At 73.9% G+C, this 16,718-nt stretch carries 12 protein-coding genes; 6 read left to right on the top strand and 6 right to left on the bottom strand.

The features are described from left to right. Window positions 1–330: 330 nt before the first annotated feature. On the top strand, window positions 331–2,460 hold the full coding sequence (locus CXR44_RS31175) for an alkaline phosphatase family protein (protein ID WP_101789731.1): 2,130 nt from the start codon (window positions 331–333) through the stop codon (window positions 2,458–2,460). Window positions 2,461–2,509: 49 nt separating this feature from the next. Here the strand turns inward: CXR44_RS31175 and CXR44_RS31170 are convergent, their stop codons facing one another. Together CXR44_RS31170 and CXR44_RS31165 are read right to left on the bottom strand one after the other, a co-directional pair. After that, window positions 2,510–2,851 (bottom strand): TraR/DksA family transcriptional regulator, encoded by a 342-nt coding sequence (locus CXR44_RS31170; RefSeq protein WP_101789730.1) that lies wholly within the window; start codon window positions 2,849–2,851, stop codon window positions 2,510–2,512. A gap of 113 nt (window positions 2,852–2,964) precedes the next feature. After that, window positions 2,965–3,339, bottom strand: a complete 375-nt coding sequence (locus CXR44_RS31165; protein ID WP_144070151.1) for a hypothetical protein — start codon at window positions 3,337–3,339, stop codon at window positions 2,965–2,967. Window positions 3,340–3,476: 137 nt separating this feature from the next. On the opposite strand from CXR44_RS31165, the gene CXR44_RS41825 reads away from it, so the two are divergent. The 3 genes from CXR44_RS41825 (at window position 3,477) to CXR44_RS31150 (ending at window position 10,807) form a co-directional block, all read left to right on the top strand. Continuing rightward, on the top strand, window positions 3,477–6,890 hold the full coding sequence (locus CXR44_RS41825) for a phosphodiester glycosidase family protein (RefSeq protein WP_219602058.1): 3,414 nt from the start codon (window positions 3,477–3,479) through the stop codon (window positions 6,888–6,890). Window positions 6,891–7,210: 320 nt separating this feature from the next. Next, a complete protein-coding gene (locus CXR44_RS31155) occupies window positions 7,211–7,825 on the top strand; it encodes a fasciclin domain-containing protein (protein ID WP_101789727.1) in 615 nt (204 codons plus the stop codon). A gap of 165 nt (window positions 7,826–7,990) precedes the next feature. After that, window positions 7,991–10,807, top strand: a complete 2,817-nt coding sequence (locus CXR44_RS31150; protein ID WP_101789726.1) for a glycoside hydrolase family 2 TIM barrel-domain containing protein — start codon at window positions 7,991–7,993, stop codon at window positions 10,805–10,807. Window positions 10,808–10,954: 147 nt separating this feature from the next. Here CXR44_RS31150 and tuf read toward each other — a convergent pair whose 3' ends face one another. The 3 genes from tuf to CXR44_RS31135 all read right to left on the bottom strand — a co-directional run bounded on the left by tuf (window position 10,955) and on the right by CXR44_RS31135 (window position 14,089). Next, window positions 10,955–12,121 carry an elongation factor Tu gene (gene tuf / locus CXR44_RS31145; protein WP_101789725.1) on the bottom strand — a complete coding sequence of 389 codons (1,167 nt, stop codon included), beginning with the start codon at window positions 12,119–12,121 and terminating at the stop codon, window positions 10,955–10,957. 228 nt (window positions 12,122–12,349) lie between these two features. After that, on the bottom strand, window positions 12,350–13,450 hold the full coding sequence (gene menC, locus CXR44_RS31140) for an o-succinylbenzoate synthase (RefSeq protein ID WP_180903789.1): 1,101 nt from the start codon (window positions 13,448–13,450) through the stop codon (window positions 12,350–12,352). Between the two features lie 33 nt (window positions 13,451–13,483). After that, window positions 13,484–14,089 (bottom strand): acyclic terpene utilization AtuA family protein, encoded by a 606-nt coding sequence (locus CXR44_RS31135; RefSeq protein WP_101789724.1) that lies wholly within the window; start codon window positions 14,087–14,089, stop codon window positions 13,484–13,486. A 162-nt stretch (window positions 14,090–14,251) separates the two neighbouring features. Between CXR44_RS31135 and CXR44_RS31130 the strand changes: the two genes are divergently transcribed. Continuing rightward, window positions 14,252–15,142: a mechanosensitive ion channel family protein gene (locus tag CXR44_RS31130; protein WP_281260309.1), complete on the top strand. Its 891-nt coding sequence runs from the start codon at window positions 14,252–14,254 to the stop codon at window positions 15,140–15,142. A 93-nt stretch (window positions 15,143–15,235) separates the two neighbouring features. Here the strand turns inward: CXR44_RS31130 and CXR44_RS31125 are convergent, their stop codons facing one another. Continuing rightward, window positions 15,236–15,616 (bottom strand): DUF6401 family natural product biosynthesis protein, encoded by a 381-nt coding sequence (locus CXR44_RS31125; protein WP_219602057.1) that lies wholly within the window; start codon window positions 15,614–15,616, stop codon window positions 15,236–15,238. A 334-nt stretch (window positions 15,617–15,950) separates the two neighbouring features. Here CXR44_RS31125 and CXR44_RS31120 point away from each other — a divergent pair, with 334 nt between their 5' ends. Beyond that, entirely contained in the window at window positions 15,951–16,718 is a 768-nt protein-coding gene (locus tag CXR44_RS31120; RefSeq protein WP_144070149.1) for a bestrophin-like domain, read from the top strand.

Here is a 16,718-nt window from a genome sequence, read left to right as displayed (position 1 = left end):
TTCAGTCTGCGCCGCCGATCGCGCCAACGCCAGTGATGTGACGCCTCTTGTGCGGGGTTGGACGGCTATGACCTGGCTACTCTCCCTGGAGCTCCCCGGCGTGGAGATCACGAATCGCCGCCGTTCCCGCCGCCGGGCACCACCCGTACGGGATGACCCCCATCGCCTGACGAACGGTGTGATCGCGGTGTGATCGAGAAGGCAGCGTACGACGACGGGCGCGTGCTAGGTTGCCGAGCGATTCTCGTATTCGAGCGCCGCGCGGGTCCAGGATGTGACGTCGCGCGGCGCTCCTCATCCGGATGGGGGCCTGCGGTGAGGTGGGCACTATTGCTCCTGGTCACGTCGGCGCTGTGGTGGACACTGCCCGCCACGGCGCAGGCCGCCGGGGGCACCGTGAGCACTGGCGACACCGGGGCCACCGGGGGCACGGCCGCCGGGCGGGTGGCGCTCATCGGCGTGCCCGGCCTGCACTGGGACGACCTCGGCCCGGACACCACGCCCCACCTGTGGCGGCTGGCAGGTCAGAGCGGGCTCGGGTCGGTCTCGGTGAAGACGGTCGGCACGGTCGCCTGCCCGTTCGACGGCTGGATGACCGTCTCCGCCGGCGTCCGCTCCGCCTACGGCCACGGGTGCGCGCTGCCCCCGGTGCCCGAGGCGCGGGGCGCGGGCGCCGTGGTGCCGGGATTCCAGGACCTGCTCGCCCGGCGTGACGGCACCTACGTGGGCACGCTCGGACAGGCCCTGCGCGACGCCGGCCAGTGCACCGCCGCCGTCGGCAGGGGAGCGGCGCTCGCACTGGCCGACCGGACAGGCAAGGTGGACCTGTACGCGCCGGAGCCTGCCGCGCTGGCCGACTGGTCGCGCTGCCGCGTGCTGGCCGTCGACGTGGACGAGCTGATCAGCCCGTACGTGGCCGGCGGCAGCCTGCCCCAGGAGCCCGAGCTGCTCACGCCCGAGCGGCGGCGCGAGGCGGTGCGAGCGGCCGACGCCGAGGTGGGGGAGGCGCTCGCCAGAATCCCCGCCGACGCCGAGGTGCTGCTGACCGGGATCGGCGACCACGGCAGCGTGCCGCATCTCAGGGTCGTCATGTGGAAGCGGGCGGAGGTCGCCGGCGCGCTGCTCGGCACCACCTCGACCCGGCGCGACGACATCACGGTCCTGCCCGACCTCACCGCCACCCTGCTGACCTCGGCCGGTGTGCCCGTGCCGTCGACCGTCATCGGCGTGCGGTGGGCGCCCGGCGAGGTGCTGCCGCTGGCGGAGGCCGCCGCGCACCTGCGCCGCTCGGACCTGGCGGGCACCAGCGTGCGCTCCACGACCGGGGTGTTCTTCACCGGGTTCGCCATCGTCCAGGTCGCCTTCTACGCCACCGCCTACCTGCTGCTGTCGCGGAGCAGGCGGCCGCTCGCCGTGGGCGTGGCCGCGCTCGGCATCGCCTCCATCCCCGTCTCGACCTACCTCGTCAACCTGCTGCCGTGGGTGCACGCCGGGCAGCCGGTCGCGACGCTCGTCGCGGGAGTCCTCGCGCTGGCGGCGGTGGTCGTGACGCTCGCCATGGCCGGGCCGTGGCGTCGCCACCCTCTGGGGCCGCCCGCCGTGGTCGCCGGGGTGACCGCAGCCGCCCTCGTCGCCGACCTGCTCACCGGAACGACGCTGCAGTTCAACAGCCTGATGGGCTACACCGCGGTGGTCGGCGGGCGCTACTACGGGCTGGCCAACATCCCGTTCGCGCTGCTCGCCACCGCCGTGCTCATGGGCACCGCGATAGCCGCCGACCACCTGGTCCGCCGCGGGCGTGGCCGGGTCGCGGTGGGCCTCGTCGCCGGTCTCGGCGTGGCGGCGATGCTGCTGGCCGGCTGGCCCGGCGTGGGCAGCGACTTCGGCGGCGTGATCGCGTTCGTGCCCGGCATCGCCGTCACGGCGCTGCTCGTGGCGGGCCGGAAGGTGTCGGTGCTGAAGCTCGGCGCGTTCTGCGTGCTGGGCGGGGTGGCGGTGTCGGTCATCGCGGTGCTCGACTTCCAGCGCCCGCCCGCCTCGCAGACGCACCTGGGCAGGTTCGTCGGCCAGGTGATCGACGGCACGTTCCTGCCGATGATCGGCCGCAAGCTGGGCGCCATGCTCAACACCATGCTCTCGCCCAACCTCATGCCGATCGTCATCGTCGGCCTGGCGTTCCTGGTCTTCGCGCTGCTGCGGCCCGGCCAGGCCAGCGCCGGCCTGCTCCCGCAGGCGTTCGCGCGGGCGCCGATGCTGCGCGCCGGCCTCATCGGCGCGCTGGTCAGCGGCGTGGTCGGCATGCTGGTGAACGACTCCGGCACCGCAGTGCTGTCCATGGCCGTGGCGCTGGCCGTCCCCCTGGTCCTGTACGCGGGGCTGAAGTCCGCGTCCGGGCAGCAGGAGCCCGCCGAGGCCGCCCGGCCGGAGCGGCACGGCGACCCCGTCGCCCGGCACGCGTAGCCGGGCAGCGGGAACGGGACGGCGGGCCCGCCGCCCCGTTCCCCGCAGGTCAGGCGGCCTCGTGCCGGCGCTGGCAGTCGATGCAGTAGCGGGCCAGCGGCCGGATCTTGAGCCGTTCGAACGGGATCACCGACGCGCAGTGCGCGCAGCGGCCGTAGTCGCCCTCCTCCAGCCGGTCGAGGGCCTGCCGCAGTTCGGCGACCGCGCGGTCGGCGGCGGTGATGGAGGCGAGCAACTCCTGCCAGGTGTCGTCCGCCCCGCGCGCGTCCCGGGCCGCGGCCTGCAGGTTGAGCAGCTGGCTGCTGCGCCAGGCGAGCTGCTCCTCCAGCTCCTGGCGCAGGGTCTGGGCCTGCACGCTGCTGAGGTGGGCTCCGCCGGTGGTGCCGGTCATGCTGAACGTCCTTTCTGGACGGTGAAGTCGCTGATCGAGCGCCCGCGTGCGCGGATGGGCACGCGAGAAGGCCCGCCGGCGGGTGTCCCGCGGGCGGGTGCGGAGAGGAACGGCTAGATCAGCGGCGGGCTGCGCGAGCCCGGGGCGCGATGACCGACCTGCTGCGGGTCACGCGGACCGACGGGCGCGAGGCTCCGGGCCGGTCCCGCCGGGGGATGCCCGGCCTGCTCGCCGCGCGGCGCCGGCCACAGGGACAGCACGTGGTGCTCGCGGCCGCTCGGCGCGGCCTGCGGCAGGGTGCCCGACAGCTGGGTGTCCCAGGCGCCGAGCACCCAGGCGTCGCCGGCCAGGGCGCCGCGCTGGGCGGGCCCGCCATAGGAGGTGGGGGCGGAGCCGGCCAGCAGGAGGCTCAGCAGGACGAGGCCGAGCACGCCGGCATGGGCCAGGCAGCCTCCCGGTGCCCGCCACAGCCGCCACGACCTCGTCATGAGGCCGACCATAGCCCAGCCGGTGGGAAAAGGCATGCGCGACGTCACGGGCCCGGCGCGGCCTCCCACGCTTGAAGTTTTCTTTTAGTTCATTGCGAAGACTTGAAAGTTATAGCCACGAGCGATTGAGTTCGGTCGTGCAGACCCTCCGTTCCCTGGCCGGCTCCCTCGCCGGGGCCGCGCTCCTGTTAGGCGCCGTCGCCCCCGCTCAGGCCGACCCGAAGCCCCCCGCAGAGGACGCGCCCACCGCGTCGTCGTACCCGCCCCCCTCCACCCTGCTCGCCGGGACCGCCGGCGAGCACCTGGAGACCGCCAGGACGACCAGGCCCGTCGCGCCCGGCGTCTCCCTGACCTCCTTCGACCGCTACGACGCGCTCGGCTGGCTGCGCGCCGACGCGGTCACCGCCGACCTCGGCAGCGCCAGGGCCGACTACGTGTTCTCGGGCGAGGTGTCGAAGACCGAGCCGCTGTCGGGCCCCGCCCGGCGCGCCCGCGCCGTCGCCGCCGTCAACGGCGACTTCTTCGACATCAACAACTCCGGCGCGGCCCGCGGCATCGGCGTCCAGAACGGCACGTTGATCCAGTCCCCGGCCGCCGGCCACGACAAGGCCGTCGCGGTCACCGGCGACGGCATCGGCCGCGTGCTCACCATGCACTTCGAGGGCACCGCCACCCCCGCGGGCGGTTCGCCGATCACGCTCACCCAGTTCAACCAGCTCGTCCAGCGGGACGGCGTGGGCCTGTTCACGCCGCTGTGGGGCTCCCACCCGCGGACCCGCGCCGTCGAGGGCGCCACCGCCGTCACCGAGGTGGAGCTGGCCGGCGGCGTCGTCACCCAGGTACGGCAGGCGGCCGGCAGCGGGCCCATCCCCGCGGGCACCACCGTCCTGCTGGGCCGCGACGCCGGAGCGACCGCCCTGGCCGCGCTCCGGCCCGGCGACCGGGTCGAGGTGGCCTACCGGCCCAAGGCGTCGGACGACCGCGAGGTCAAGGCGGCCGTCGGCGGCAACCACGTCCTCGTCAAGGACGGCGTCGCGCAGCACTCCGCCGATCCGGCCGCCCACCCGCGCACCGCGGTCGGCTTCTCCGCCGACGGCCGCACGATGCACCTGCTGACCGTGGACGGGCGTCAGGCCGACAGCCGCGGCGTCACCCTGAACGAGCTGGCCGCGATGATGGTCGAGCTGGGCGCCGCCAACGCGCTCAACCTCGACGGCGGCGGCTCGTCCACCATGCTCGCCCGCGAGCCCGGCCAGGCCGACGTCCAGGTGGAGAACAGCCCCTCCGACGGCGGCGAGCGGCACGTGCCCAACGGCCTGGCCCTGTTCGCCCCCGAAGGGAGCGGCCGGCTCAAGGGCTTCTGGCTGGAGACCGCCACGGACCCGGCCCGCGCCCCCGGCGCCGCCCCCGTCGCGGGCGGTCGGCCCGAGCGGGTCTTCCCCGGTCTCACCCGGCGGCTGACCGCCGCCGGATACGACGAGACGTACGGCCCGGCCAAGGGCGCCCCGATCTGGCGCTCCAGCCCGGCGGTGCACGGTGTGGTCCGCGACGGGAGATTCCACGCGCTCGTCCCCGGCCGCACCACGGTCACCGCCTCCCGCGGCACCGCCAAGGGCACCCTGGACCTGACCGTGCTCCAGCCCCTCCAGCGGCTCGGCACCACCGCCGACCGTGTCACCCTGCAGGGCGCGGACGGCACGGCCGTGTTCGGCGTGGTCGGCTACGACCGCAACGGCAACTCCGCCCCCATCGAGCCGGCCGACCTCACCCTCTCCTACGACCGCGACCTGTTCGAGGTGACGCCGTCCGAGCACGGCTCCTTCACCGTCAAGGCCAGGCGCGACACCGGGTCCGGCCTCATCACCGCCAAGGCCGGCGGCGTCACCACCGCCGTGCCCGTCACCGTCGGCCTGGAGGACAAGCCGATCGCGGGCTTCGACGACGCGGCCTCGTGGACGTTCGCCGCGGCCCGCGCCACCGGCTCGCTGTCGGCCGTGCCCGGCCAGAACGGCGGCGGCCTGAAGCTCTCCTACGACTTCACCCAGTCCACCGCCACCCGGGCCGCCTACGCCAGCCCGCCGCAGCAGATCACGGTCCCGGGCCAGGCGCAGGCGTTCGGGCTGTGGATCCACTCCAGCGGCAAGGGCGAGTGGCCCAGCCTGGAGTTCTACGACGCGCTCGGCCAGTCGCAGATCCTGCGCGGGCCGTACCTGACGTGGACCGGCTGGAAGTACGTCGAGTTCGCCGTGCCGTCGGGCGTCAACCACCCGCTCCGGCTGCGCCGCTTCTACGTCGCCGAGACGCGCGCCGACCAGAAGTACACGGGTGAGATCGTCATCGACGGGCTCGTGGCCAAGGTGCCGCCGTCCGTGTCGGCGCCGCCCGCGGTCAGGATCGCCGACCCGGTGGTCAAGCCCGAGGTGTCGGCGATGCCGTGGCGGTTCGCGGTCATGTCGGACGCCCAGTTCGTCGCCCGCGACCCCGACAGCGACATCGTGCGCAACGCCCGCCGCACGCTGAAGGAGATCAGGGCGGCGAAGCCCGACTTCCTGATCATCAACGGCGACCTGGTGGACGAGGCCTCACCCGAGGACTTCGCACTGGCCAAGCGCATCCTGGACGAGGAACTCGGCGGCACGCTGCCCTACCACTACGTGCCGGGCAACCACGAGGTCATGGGCGGCAAGATCGACAATTTCCGGGCGGTCTTCGGCGACACCCACACCACCTTCGATCACCGGGGCACCCGCTTCGTCACCCTCGACACCTCGCGTCTCACGCTGCGCGGCGGCGGGTTCGACCAGGTGGCGCTGCTGCGGTCCCGGCTCGACGCGGCCGCGCGGGACCGCGGGATCGGCTCGGTCGTGGTGGTCTTCCACGTGCCGCCGCGTGACCCCACCCCGGGCAAGGGCAGCCAGCTGGGCGACCGGAAGGAGGCCGCGCTCGTCGAGAGCTGGCTCGCCGACTTCCAGCGGACCACCGGCAAGGGCGCCGCGCTCATCGGGGCGCACGTCGGCACCTTCCACGCCTCGCGGGTGGACGCCGTGCCCGCGTTCGTCAACGGCAACTCCGGCAAGAACCCCGCGACGGCCCCGAACGACGGCGGCTTCACCGGCTGGTCGCTGTGGGGCGTCGACCCGGTCACCCCGCAGGAGGCCGAACACGTCCGGCGCAACTGGTTCGTGGACGCGCCCGCCTGGATCGGCGCCCAGGTCCGGCCGCATGTCGACGAGCTCACGCTGACCGCGCCGGCCACGCTCGCGGCCGGGACGAGCGCGCAGGTCACGGCCGAGGTCAGGCAGGGCTCGCGGACCGTGCCCGCCGCGTACCCGGTGTCGGCGTCCTGGTCCGGCTCGCCCGGCCTGCACGTCGGCTCACCCCGTACGGCCGGGCCCCGGCACGTGGCGGTGCTGGATCCGGCCACGGGGACGCTCACGGGCCGGCGCGAGGGGCAGGTGACGGTGGCCGTCACGGTCAACGGGGTGACCCGGCAGGCCGTCGTGGAGGTCGCGGCGGCCGCCGCCGAACCCGCGGCCAAGCCCGCCGCCTGACACCCCGCCGCCCGGCCCGTCCGCCGCCCGGCCCGTCCGGCGCTCGGCCCGTCCGCCGCTTGGCCCGTCCGGCGCGCGTCGTCCGGCGCGCGCCGTTCACCACGCGCCGTCCGGCGCGGGCCGTTCAGCGCGGGCCGGGCGGCGGCACTGCCCACACTGCGGCCTTTTCTGCGCCGCGCCGGGCAAAAGTTGTGGTATACGCCTTTTGTGCCTTTTTGGGGCATTTGCAACTGTTGTGTTCTCTATGGCCTCCGACACTGGAGAGGACCCGGGCCATCGAGCCCGGGCCGCTCAGCACTCAGGGGGACATCGTGAAACGAATGCTTCTCGCGGCGGCGCTGGCGCTGACCGCCACCGTGACCGGGAGTACCAGCGTCTCCGCACTCTCCTCTCCGCCGCCCACTCCGGAGGAGACCGCCACCGGGGAGATGACGCCCTCGCCCGGCGAGACCACCTCACCGGACGAGATGACCACGCCGTCGCCGCAGGGCCCGGGGTGCTCCGCGCTGGAGGGAGCCCTGTCCGGCATCGCCGACAAGCCGGTCGGCAGCGCGCTCGGCGACGTGCCCGACCTGTCCTCGCTGGCCGAGGCGGTCAAGCAGGCCGGCCTGGCCGACAAGCTCAACCAGTCCGAGGACATCACCGTGTTCGCGCCCAGCAACGACGCGTTCGACGCGATCCCGCAGGACGCCAGGGACCGGGTCATGGCCGACAAGGAAGAGCTGACCAGGATCCTGAGCTACCACGTGGTCGAGGGCCGCAAGGCGCCCGCCGACCTGGAGGACGTCACGCTCAAGACGCTGGAGGGCGGCGAGCTCACCACGAAGGGCTCCGGCGAGGACCTCACCATCAACGACGCCAAGGTGACGTGCGGGAACATCTCCACCCGCAACGCCACCGTCTACGTCATCGACAAGGTGCTCATGCCCCAGTGACGGCCGGGGCTCCCCGCGGCACGGACCGTCGTCCGGGTGGTCCACACGGCTCGCGGACCACCCGGGCGGGCGGCGGGGAGCCGTCGCCCCGGACGGCGGCGGCGGCCCCACGACGGCGGGGGCCGCCGCCCGTGGACCGCCCCGACGCCGTAGGCTTCTGCGGCGATGGAACTCGCAGATCTCACCCCCGGCTCGGGCCGTCTCGCTCCCCGGGCAGCCCTCCATTCCGACGCCCCCGCCCTCGACCTCAACGGCGCCTGGCGCTTCCGTCTCTCGGCCACCGCGCACGTCCCCGCCGACTTCGCCGAACCCGGCTACGACGACTCCGGCTGGGACGAACTGCCGGTGCCGTCCCACTGGCCGTTGCACGGCCACGGCGCCCCCGCCTACACCAACGTCGTCTACCCGTTCCCCGTGGACCCGCCGCACGTCCCGTCCGACAACCCGACCGGCGACTACCGGCGTGCCTTCGACCTGCCCGCAGACTGGAACGGCGGGCGGTTGCGGTTCGAGGGCGTCGACTCCTTCGCCCGGGTCTGGCTGAACGGCCACGAGCTGGGCTGCTCCACCGGCAGCAGGCTGCCCGTCGAGTTCGACGCCGGGCCGTACCTGCTGCCGGGCCGCAACGTGCTCGCCGTACGGGTCCACCAGTGGTCGGCCGCCAGCTACCTGGAGGACCAGGACATGTGGTGGCTGCCCGGCATCTTCCGGGACGTCACGCTGACCCGCTCGGCCGCCGACGTGTTCGTGCGCGCCTCGTACGACGGCGGACGCGGCACGCTGAGCTTCGACGCCGACGGCGGCGTGCTCAGCCTGCCCGAGCTGGGCATCGACGGCCTGGAGCCGGGCACCCCCGTCACCGTCGACGTCGAACCGTGGTCGGCCGACACCCCGCGGCTCTACGACGCCGTCGTCACCTTCCCCGGCGAGCGGGTGCGCCTGCGCGTCGGCTTCCGCACGATCTCCATCGACAACGGCGTCCTGCTCGCCAACGGCCGCCCCCTGCTGCTCAAGGGCGTCAACCGGCACGAGTTCCATCCCGAGCACGGCCGGGCCGTACCCCTGGAGACCATGCGCGAGGACGTGCTGCTCATGAAGCGGCACAACGTCAACGCCGTGCGCACCAGCCACTACCCGCCCCACCCCGCTTTCCTCGACCTGTGCGACGAGCTGGGGCTGTGGGTGATCGACGAGTGCGACCTGGAGACGCACGGCTTCGGGAAGATCGGCTGGCGCCGCAACCCCACCGACGACCCCCGCTGGGCCGAGGCGCTGCTCGACCGGATGCGGCGCATGGTCGAACGCGACAAGAACCACCCCAGCGTGATCATGTGGTCGCTCGGCAACGAGTCCGGCGTGGGCCGCAACCTCGCGGTGATGGCCGACTGGACGCGCGAGCGCGACCCGTCCCGGCCGATCCACTACGAGGGCGACTGGTCGTGCGCCCACGCCGACGTCTACTCGCGGATGTACGCCGACCACGCCGAGGTGGAGGCCATCGGGCGCGGCGTGGAGGACCCGCTGCCCGACCCGGAGCTGGACGCGCGGCGGCGCGCGATGCCGTTCCTGCAGTGCGAGTACGCGCACGCCATGGGTCTCGGCCCCGGCGGCCTTGCCGAGTACCAGGAGCTGTTCGAGCGTCATCCCAGACTGGCCGGCGGGTTCGTCTGGGAATGGATCGACCACGGCCTCGAACACCCCACGCTGGGCCACGCCTACGGCGGCGACTACGGCGAGCCGCTGCACGACGGCAACTTCGTCATCGACGGGCTGGTCTTCCCCGACCGCACGCCGTCCCCGGGGCTGCTGGATCTGAAGAAGGTGTTCGAGCCGGTGCGGTTCGCGTTCGGCGACGGCACGGTGCGCGTGTCCAACCCGCACGCGCACCGCGACCTGACGCACCTGGCGTTCACGGCCACGGTGGAGGCCGACGGGGAGCGGGTCGCCGAGTTCGCGCTCGACGTGCCGGCCGACGGCGGGGAGGTCAAGCTGCCCGAACCACCGGAGGGGGAGGGGGAGCGCTGGCTCACCGTCCGCGCTGTGCTGGCCGCCGACGAGCCGTGGGCCCCGGCGGGGCACGAGGTCGCGTGGGGACAGGTCCGCCTGTCGCCCGCCGCGGGCCCCGCTGTCAGCCCTGCGGTGGCACCTGCGACCGCCCCCGCTCCGGCGCCCGCCCGGGAGGGCTCGGGGATCGTGCTCGGCGGCGGCCGGTTCGACGCCGCCACCGGCCGGCTCGCCGGCCTGTTCGGCATCGACGTCGAGGGGCCCCGCCTGGAGCTGTGGCGGGCGCCCACCGACAACGACCGGTACGGCGGGCTGGCCGCCACCTGGCGCGACCTCGGCCTGCACCGGCTCACCCATCGGGTGGACTCCGTCCGGGAGGACGGCGGCGGTCTCACCGTGCTGACCCGCGTCGCGCCCGCCGCGACCGACCTCGGCCTGCGCGCCGCCTACCGGTGGACCGCCGCCGGCGACGCGCTGGAGCTGACCGTGGACGTCACCCCCGAAGGCGACTGGCACGTGCCGATCCCGCGGCTGGGCGTCGTCATGGCGCTGCCCGCCGCGTACGGGAACGTCACCTGGTTCGGCCGCGGTCCCGGCGAGGCCTACCCCGACACCGGCATGGCCGCGCGTGTCGGCCGGTGGAGCGCCACCGTCGAGGACCTGCAGACGCCGTACGTGTACCCCCAGGAGAACGGCCACCGCGCCGGCGTCCGCTGGGCCGAGCTGACCGGCGACGGCGGGCGCGGCGTGCGGGTGTCGGGCGATCCGGAGTTCGGGCTGACCGTCCGGCGGTGGACGACGGCCGACCTGGAACGGGCGGGCCACCGGCCCGATCTCGTGCCGGGCGAGCGGGTCCACGTCAACCTGGACCACGCCCAGCACGGGATCGGCACGGCCAGCTGCGGGCCGGGCACGCTGCCCGCGTACGAGCTGCGCGCCGCGCCGGTGACCTTCCGCCTGCGCTTCACCCCGGCCTGAACCCGGCGACCCGACCCCGGCCTGAACGCGGCGACCTGACTGCGGCCTGTACCCGGCGCTCCGAACCCGGCCCCGCCCCTGGACCTTGGGCGGGGCCGACGGCGCCCCGGAGCTGCCGTGCCCGGGGCCGGGGCCGGGCGAGCGGGGTCAGCCGGGCACGGTGAGCACCGTGCCGGCGCCGACCGTCAGCCCGCCCTCGCGGATCGCGAAGCCCAGCCCCGGCTCCACCGCGACCGGCCTGCCGAGCTCCACCCGGACCTCCACGGTGTCGCCCGGCCGGGCCGGGCCGTCGAGGACCAGCTCACCCGGCACGTCGGTGGTCCGCAGGTAGAACTGCGGCCGGTACCCCGGCGCGACCGGCCCGCGCCGGCCGCCCTCCTCGGCGGTGAGCAGGCGGATCCGGGCGGTGAACGACCGGTGCGCGCGCCTGCTGCCGGGGGCGGCCAGCACCATGCCGCGCCGCACCTGCTCACGGCGCACGCCGCGCAGCAGCAGGGCCGCGTTGTCACCCGCCTCGCCCCGCTCCATGGTCTTGCCGAACGTCTCCACCCCGGTGACCACCGCGGTGAACCCGCCGCCGAGCCCGACGGCCTCGACCTGCTCGCCGACGGCCACGGTGCCGCGCTCGATCGCGCCGGTGACGACCGTGCCCCGGCCGGTGACGCTCAGCACGTTCTCCACCGGCATGAGGAACGGCGCGTCCACGTACCTGACCGGCACCGGGACGTGGTCGTCCACCGCCCGCAGCAGGTCCTCGACCGACGCCGTCCACTCCGGGTCGCCCTCCAGCGCCCGCAGCCCGGACACCCGGACCATCGGGATGTCGTGGTAGCCGTGCTCGGCGAGCAGCTCCTGCAGCTCCAGTTCGATCAGGTCGATCAGCTCCGGGTCGGCGCCGTCGGCCTTGTTGACCGCGACGACCAGGTGCTCCACGCCGACCCGCCGGGCGAGCAGCACGTGCTCGCGCGTCTGCGGCATGATCCCGTCCTGGGCGGACACGACGAGGATCGCCCCGTCGAGCTGCGCCGCCCCCGTGATCATGTTCTTCACGTAGTCGGCGTGCCCCGGCATGTCGACGTGCGCGTAGTGCCGCGTGGCGGTCTCGTACTCGACGTGCGAGATGGCGATCGTGATGCCCCGGGAGTGCTCCTCCGGGGTGCGGTCGATCCGCTCGAACGGCGTGTACGCGGCCTGCCCGCGCGCGGCGAGCACCTTGGTGATGGCGGCGGTCAGCGTGGTCTTGCCGTGGTCGACGTGCCCCATCGTGCCGATGTTGAGGTGCGGCTTGGTGCGCACATAGGCCTGCTTGGCCATGGTCCCTTCCTCGGAGAGCCTGGTGTCTCGGTGACCCGTCGGGGTCGTCGACCTCTCCCCGCCGGATCACCTCGAAGGCGAACGGGAAGAGGTCAGCGCTCCAGGCCGTCGCGGACACGCTCGGCCACGCCCGCGCTGGCGGGCGTCGCGAAGGGAGCGTGCCGGAACATGGCGACCATGGTGCCGGGCCTCGGCACCGCGCGGCAACGGGTTATTTCCCGTACGGGCTCACAACGGGATCCACTCCGTGGAGGTGGTCACCTCGTCGAGGATCTCCGGCAGCGGCTCGACGCCCAGCCCCGGCCCGGTCGGCACGTCGAGGTGGCCGTCACGCAGCTCGAACGGCTCGGTCACGTCGGTGGCGAAGTAGCGGCGCGAGGCGGAGGTGTCGCCGGGCAGCGTGAAGCCCGGCAGCGCCGCCAGCGCGACGTTCGCCGCCCGGCCGAGGCCGGTCTCCAGCATGCCGCCGCACCACACCGCGATCCCGTGCGCCCGGCACAGGTCGTGGATGCGCCGTGCCTCGAGGTAGCCGCCGACCCGCCCCGGCTTGATGTTGACGATCGAGCACGCGCCCAGCTCGATGGCCGCGGCCGCGTGCGCGGCCGACTCGATCGACTCGTCCAGGCAGAGCGGGGTGCGCAACCGCCGGGCCAGCCTGGCGTGCTGCACGAGGTCGTCGTGGGCGAGCGGCTGCTCGATCAGCAGCAGGTCGAAGGCGTCCAGCCGGGCCAGCCGGGGCGCGTCCGCGAGCGTGTAGGCGGCGTTGGCGTCGACCTGGAGCAGCACGGCGTCGCCGAAGCGCTCCCGCACGGCCCTGACCGGCTCGACGTCCCAGCCCGGCTCGATCTTGAGCTTGATCCGCACGTATCCCTCGGCCAGGTAGCCCTCGACCGCGTCGAGAAGCCGCGGGACGGAGTCCATGATGCCCACCGACACGCCGCACGGTACCCGGTCGCGGACCGCGCCGAGGTAGCGGCCGAACGACTCGCCCGCGGCGCGCAGCTGCGCGTCCAGCACCGCCGTCTCCACCGCGGCCTTGGCCATCCGGTGGCCCTTGACCGGTTCCAGGGCCCGGCCCACGGCGTGCGCGTCGACCTCCGGCGGCAGCGCGGGCAGCAGGAACCGGCGGATCACCTCGGCCGCGCCGTCCACGTACTCGGAGGAGTAGAGCGGCTCCGCCATCGCCACGCACTCGCCCCAGCCCTCCGCCTCCGGGGTGACGACCCTGACCAGCAGCACGTCCCTGGCCGTCTCGGTGCCGAACGAGGTGCGGAACGGCGACACCAGCGGCATCGCGATGCGCCGCAGCTCGACTCCTGTGATCTTCACGCTTGCTCCCGTGCGTAAGGTCTCGATGCGTACCTACACAGACTGCACCCGCCCGGACGGCGTCAGGAACACCGGTTCGCCCGCGCACGGCGCGACGCGCACCCGCGAGCACGTCTCCTGCACCAGCCGCACGGACGCGAACGGGACCGTCACCACCGGCGTGCGGCAGCGCCCGGACCGGAAGCGGGTGGCCAGCCCCGCGAGCAGGTCGGCGACCCGCACCTCCTGACCGGGCACGGACCCGCCGTCGAGCGTCGCGCCGCCGTCGGCCCGCACCTCCAGCACGCACGGCACCCGCAGCCCGGCCAGGATCAGCCCGGCCACCGTCGCCCCCGCGAGCGGCCCCACGTCGCCGGCCGCCCACCCGTAGTGCCACATGCCCGCCGCGACGACGGGCGCCGCCGGATCGCCCGGCTCGGCCACCACCACGTCGAACCCGTCGCACAGCGCCCGCGCGAGCTCCTCGACGCCGCGCGCCGGCCGCCTGCCGACCCGCAGCCCGGGCAGCGCGGGGACCGTGCCGCCCGCCTGGAAGACCAGCTTGACCCCGGTCCTGACCGGGGGACGCCGGCTGTCGCGCCACCCGCAGATGACCACGTCCGCCGAGCCGGCCGTGCCGGAGGTGCCGATGCGCAACATACTCTGCCATTACCCTGCGCAGCGTTTCGTCACACTGTGTAGCTGGAGTCGGACCTGGTCACCGCGGTGTCATGGCGGTGGGCGCATGTCCGGTCGCGGTACGTGTGTGAAGCGCCGATCCGCGGGTAGCGCGTCTGCGTTGGAGCCTCGAAGGAGGAAACCGTGGAGAACAACATAGGCCAAAGCCTGACGGACATGTTGCGGCAGGTAGTGGCGTTCGTCCCGAGGCTGGTCGCCTTCATCGCCATCCTCGTCATCGGATGGCTGATCGCCAAGCTGCTGGCCAAGGCAGTCGACAAGATCCTGGAGCGGGTGGGATTCGACCGCGCCGTCCAGCGCAGCGGCATGGGGCGGGTGCTCGAGCGCAGCCGCTACGACGCCAGCGGCCTGATCGGCAAGCTGGTGTACTACGCGATCCTGCTGGTCACCCTTCAGCTGGCCTTCAGCGTCTTCGGGCCCAACCCGATCTCCACGCTGCTGACCGCGGTGGTGGCCTGGCTGCCCAGAGCCGTCGTCGCCATCATCATCGTGGTGGTGGCGGGCGCGATCGCCGCGGCCGTCCGTGACCTGGTCGGCAGCGCCCTCGGCGGGCTGTCCTACGGCCGGTGGCTGGCGACGGCCGCCTCGGTGTTCATCTGGGCCCTCGGCATCATCGCCGCGCTCAACCAGATCGGTGTGGCCACGACCGTCACCACGCCGGTGCTGATCACGGTGCTCGCCACCGTGGGCGCCATCCTGGCGATCGGCGTCGGCGGCGGCCTGGTGCGTCCGATGCAGCAGCGCTGGGACCGCTGGCTGGGCCGCATGGAGGAGCAGGCGCCGCAGGCCCGCGCGCAGGCCGAGGCGTACCAGCGCGGACGCCAGGACGCCCAGCAGATGGCGCCGCAGCAGGCGCCGCGGACCACGCCCGCGGCCGGCGAGCCGACCACGCCCATCCGCACCGGCGGCGAGCCCGGGGCCCGGGCGGACCGCCCGGACATGCCGGGCGCGCGGCCGGACATGCCGGGCGCCCGTCCCGACATGCCGGACACCGGCCGGCGGCCCGAGTACTGACAGCCGGTGATCGGCGTCGATCGATCACCAGAACGGAGCGAGAGAGCGACCGGCGGCCCGGCGGCCCCGGTCGCTCGCTGTCGTGGAGCGGCCTCAGGCGGGTGACTCGTCGAGAAGGTTGAGTTCGCGGGCCAGCCAGCAGATCGCCGTCAGCCGCACGGCGGCCGGGTCGTGGCCTCCGCGGTATCGGGGAAGCCCGGCGAGCTCGTGGAGCTCGTGGAGCTCAGGAAACTCGTCGAACTCGTGGAGCTCGTGGAAGCTCCAGTTGCGCTCGCGCAGCTCGTCGGCGAACCCGAGGAGGTAGTCGCCCAGCGTCTCGCGGTCGAGTGAGATGGTCTCCCTCAGCTCGGCGGCGTGCTGGTCCACGGCGGCCACGAGCGAGGGATCGGCGGCCATCCGCTCGAGCTGGGCATGGCCGAGCGTCTCCATGAGCCAGCGCAGCGGCGAAGCCGCCCAATCGTTCTCAAACAACACCCAAACAACCTTAATGCGAAGTTTCCATACGTTCGTGCATGGAATATGTCATACCGCCATGCGGGGCATCGTCGGCCCGCCGGTCGCCCGCCCCAGGCGGCAGGGATCGCCGCGGTCGGGCGCGCGGGACGGAATCCGGCCGCTGCGGCGGGTCGTCGGAGCAGGCTAACACGCCACCCCGCCGCCTCCTGGCGACTTCCGGACGACCGGCCGGTGGGTGGACGCCGTCCAGTCGCCGGAAGGTGTCACTTTCCTGGCTCGCTGGTTTCACGATTGACTGCGGAGTGTGATAGTCAAGTGACGGTCAGTATTCGCCAGGGGGTTGGAGATCGTCATGGTGGCGTACACGCTCGCGGTCGGGGCGGCAGTGGGCGTGGTGGCGCTCACCGCGCTCGTGTTCAGGATGGCGGCCAAGGGCAGCCCCGACGGCCGGGCCGACGGGCCGTCGGCCGGTCACGCGGGCTCGATGCTGTCGGCCCTGTTCCTGCTGGTCTTCGCGATCGCGATCATCGTGCCGTGGACCACGGCCGACGCCGCCCGGCAGAACACCTACTCCGAGAGCCGCTCGGCCGTCGACGCCTACTGGGCGGCGGCCGGCCTGCCCGGCACGGGGCCCGAGACGGTGCGGGCCGGGCTGCGCGACTACATCACGTTCGTGGTCGGCGACGAGTGGGACGCCATGCGGGACGGGCGGCTGCATCCGGTGGGCACCGAACGTCTCGACGCGCTGCGCACCCGGGTGACCTCCATGGAGGCGACGGAGGCCGGGGCGATGGAGGCGCGGGCCGACGTCCTGGAGCACCTGGCGGCGCTGTCCGGGGCGCGGGCGCTGCGCGCCGCCGACGCCGCCGCCGCCCCGCCGCCCGGGGTCCTGGTCCTCACCGTCGTCACGGGGCTGCTGGTGATCGTCTTCCCGTTCCTCGCAGGTGCCCGGCCGCGCGGCGCGGCCCTCGTCCCGCTGCTCGCCATGGCGGCGCTGCTGGGGTTCGGCGCGTTGCTGACGTGGGACATCTCCCGCGTCTTCGACGGCCCCCTGGCCGTGGGCCCCGACGCCTTCCGGGGCGCGCTGGAGGAGTTCGCCCGGATCTCCGGGGGCGTGTGA

Source organism: Nonomuraea indica (assembly GCF_002850745.1).
GTDB classification, from domain to species: domain Bacteria; phylum Actinomycetota; class Actinomycetes; order Streptosporangiales; family Streptosporangiaceae; genus Nonomuraea; species Nonomuraea indica.
Note: the sequence above shows the minus strand (reverse complement) of the source record. Positions and strands in the feature narration are given on the sequence as shown.

Coding starts and splice junctions, on each gene's coding strand:
- CXR44_RS31170 (WP_101789730.1), bottom strand. CDS start 2,851: ATGACCGGCACCACCGGCGGAGCCCACCTCAGCAGCGTGCAGGCCCAG.
- CXR44_RS31165 (WP_144070151.1), bottom strand. CDS start 3,339: ATGACGAGGTCGTGGCGGCTGTGGCGGGCACCGGGAGGCTGCCTGGCC.
- CXR44_RS31155 (WP_101789727.1), top strand. CDS start 7,211: ATGCTTCTCGCGGCGGCGCTGGCGCTGACCGCCACCGTGACCGGGAGT.
- CXR44_RS31150 (WP_101789726.1), top strand. CDS start 7,991: ATGGAACTCGCAGATCTCACCCCCGGCTCGGGCCGTCTCGCTCCCCGG.
- tuf (WP_101789725.1), bottom strand. CDS start 12,121: ATGGCCAAGCAGGCCTATGTGCGCACCAAGCCGCACCTCAACATCGGC.
- CXR44_RS31135 (WP_101789724.1), bottom strand. CDS start 14,089: ATGTTGCGCATCGGCACCTCCGGCACGGCCGGCTCGGCGGACGTGGTC.
- CXR44_RS31120 (WP_144070149.1), top strand. CDS start 15,951: ATGGTGGCGTACACGCTCGCGGTCGGGGCGGCAGTGGGCGTGGTGGCG.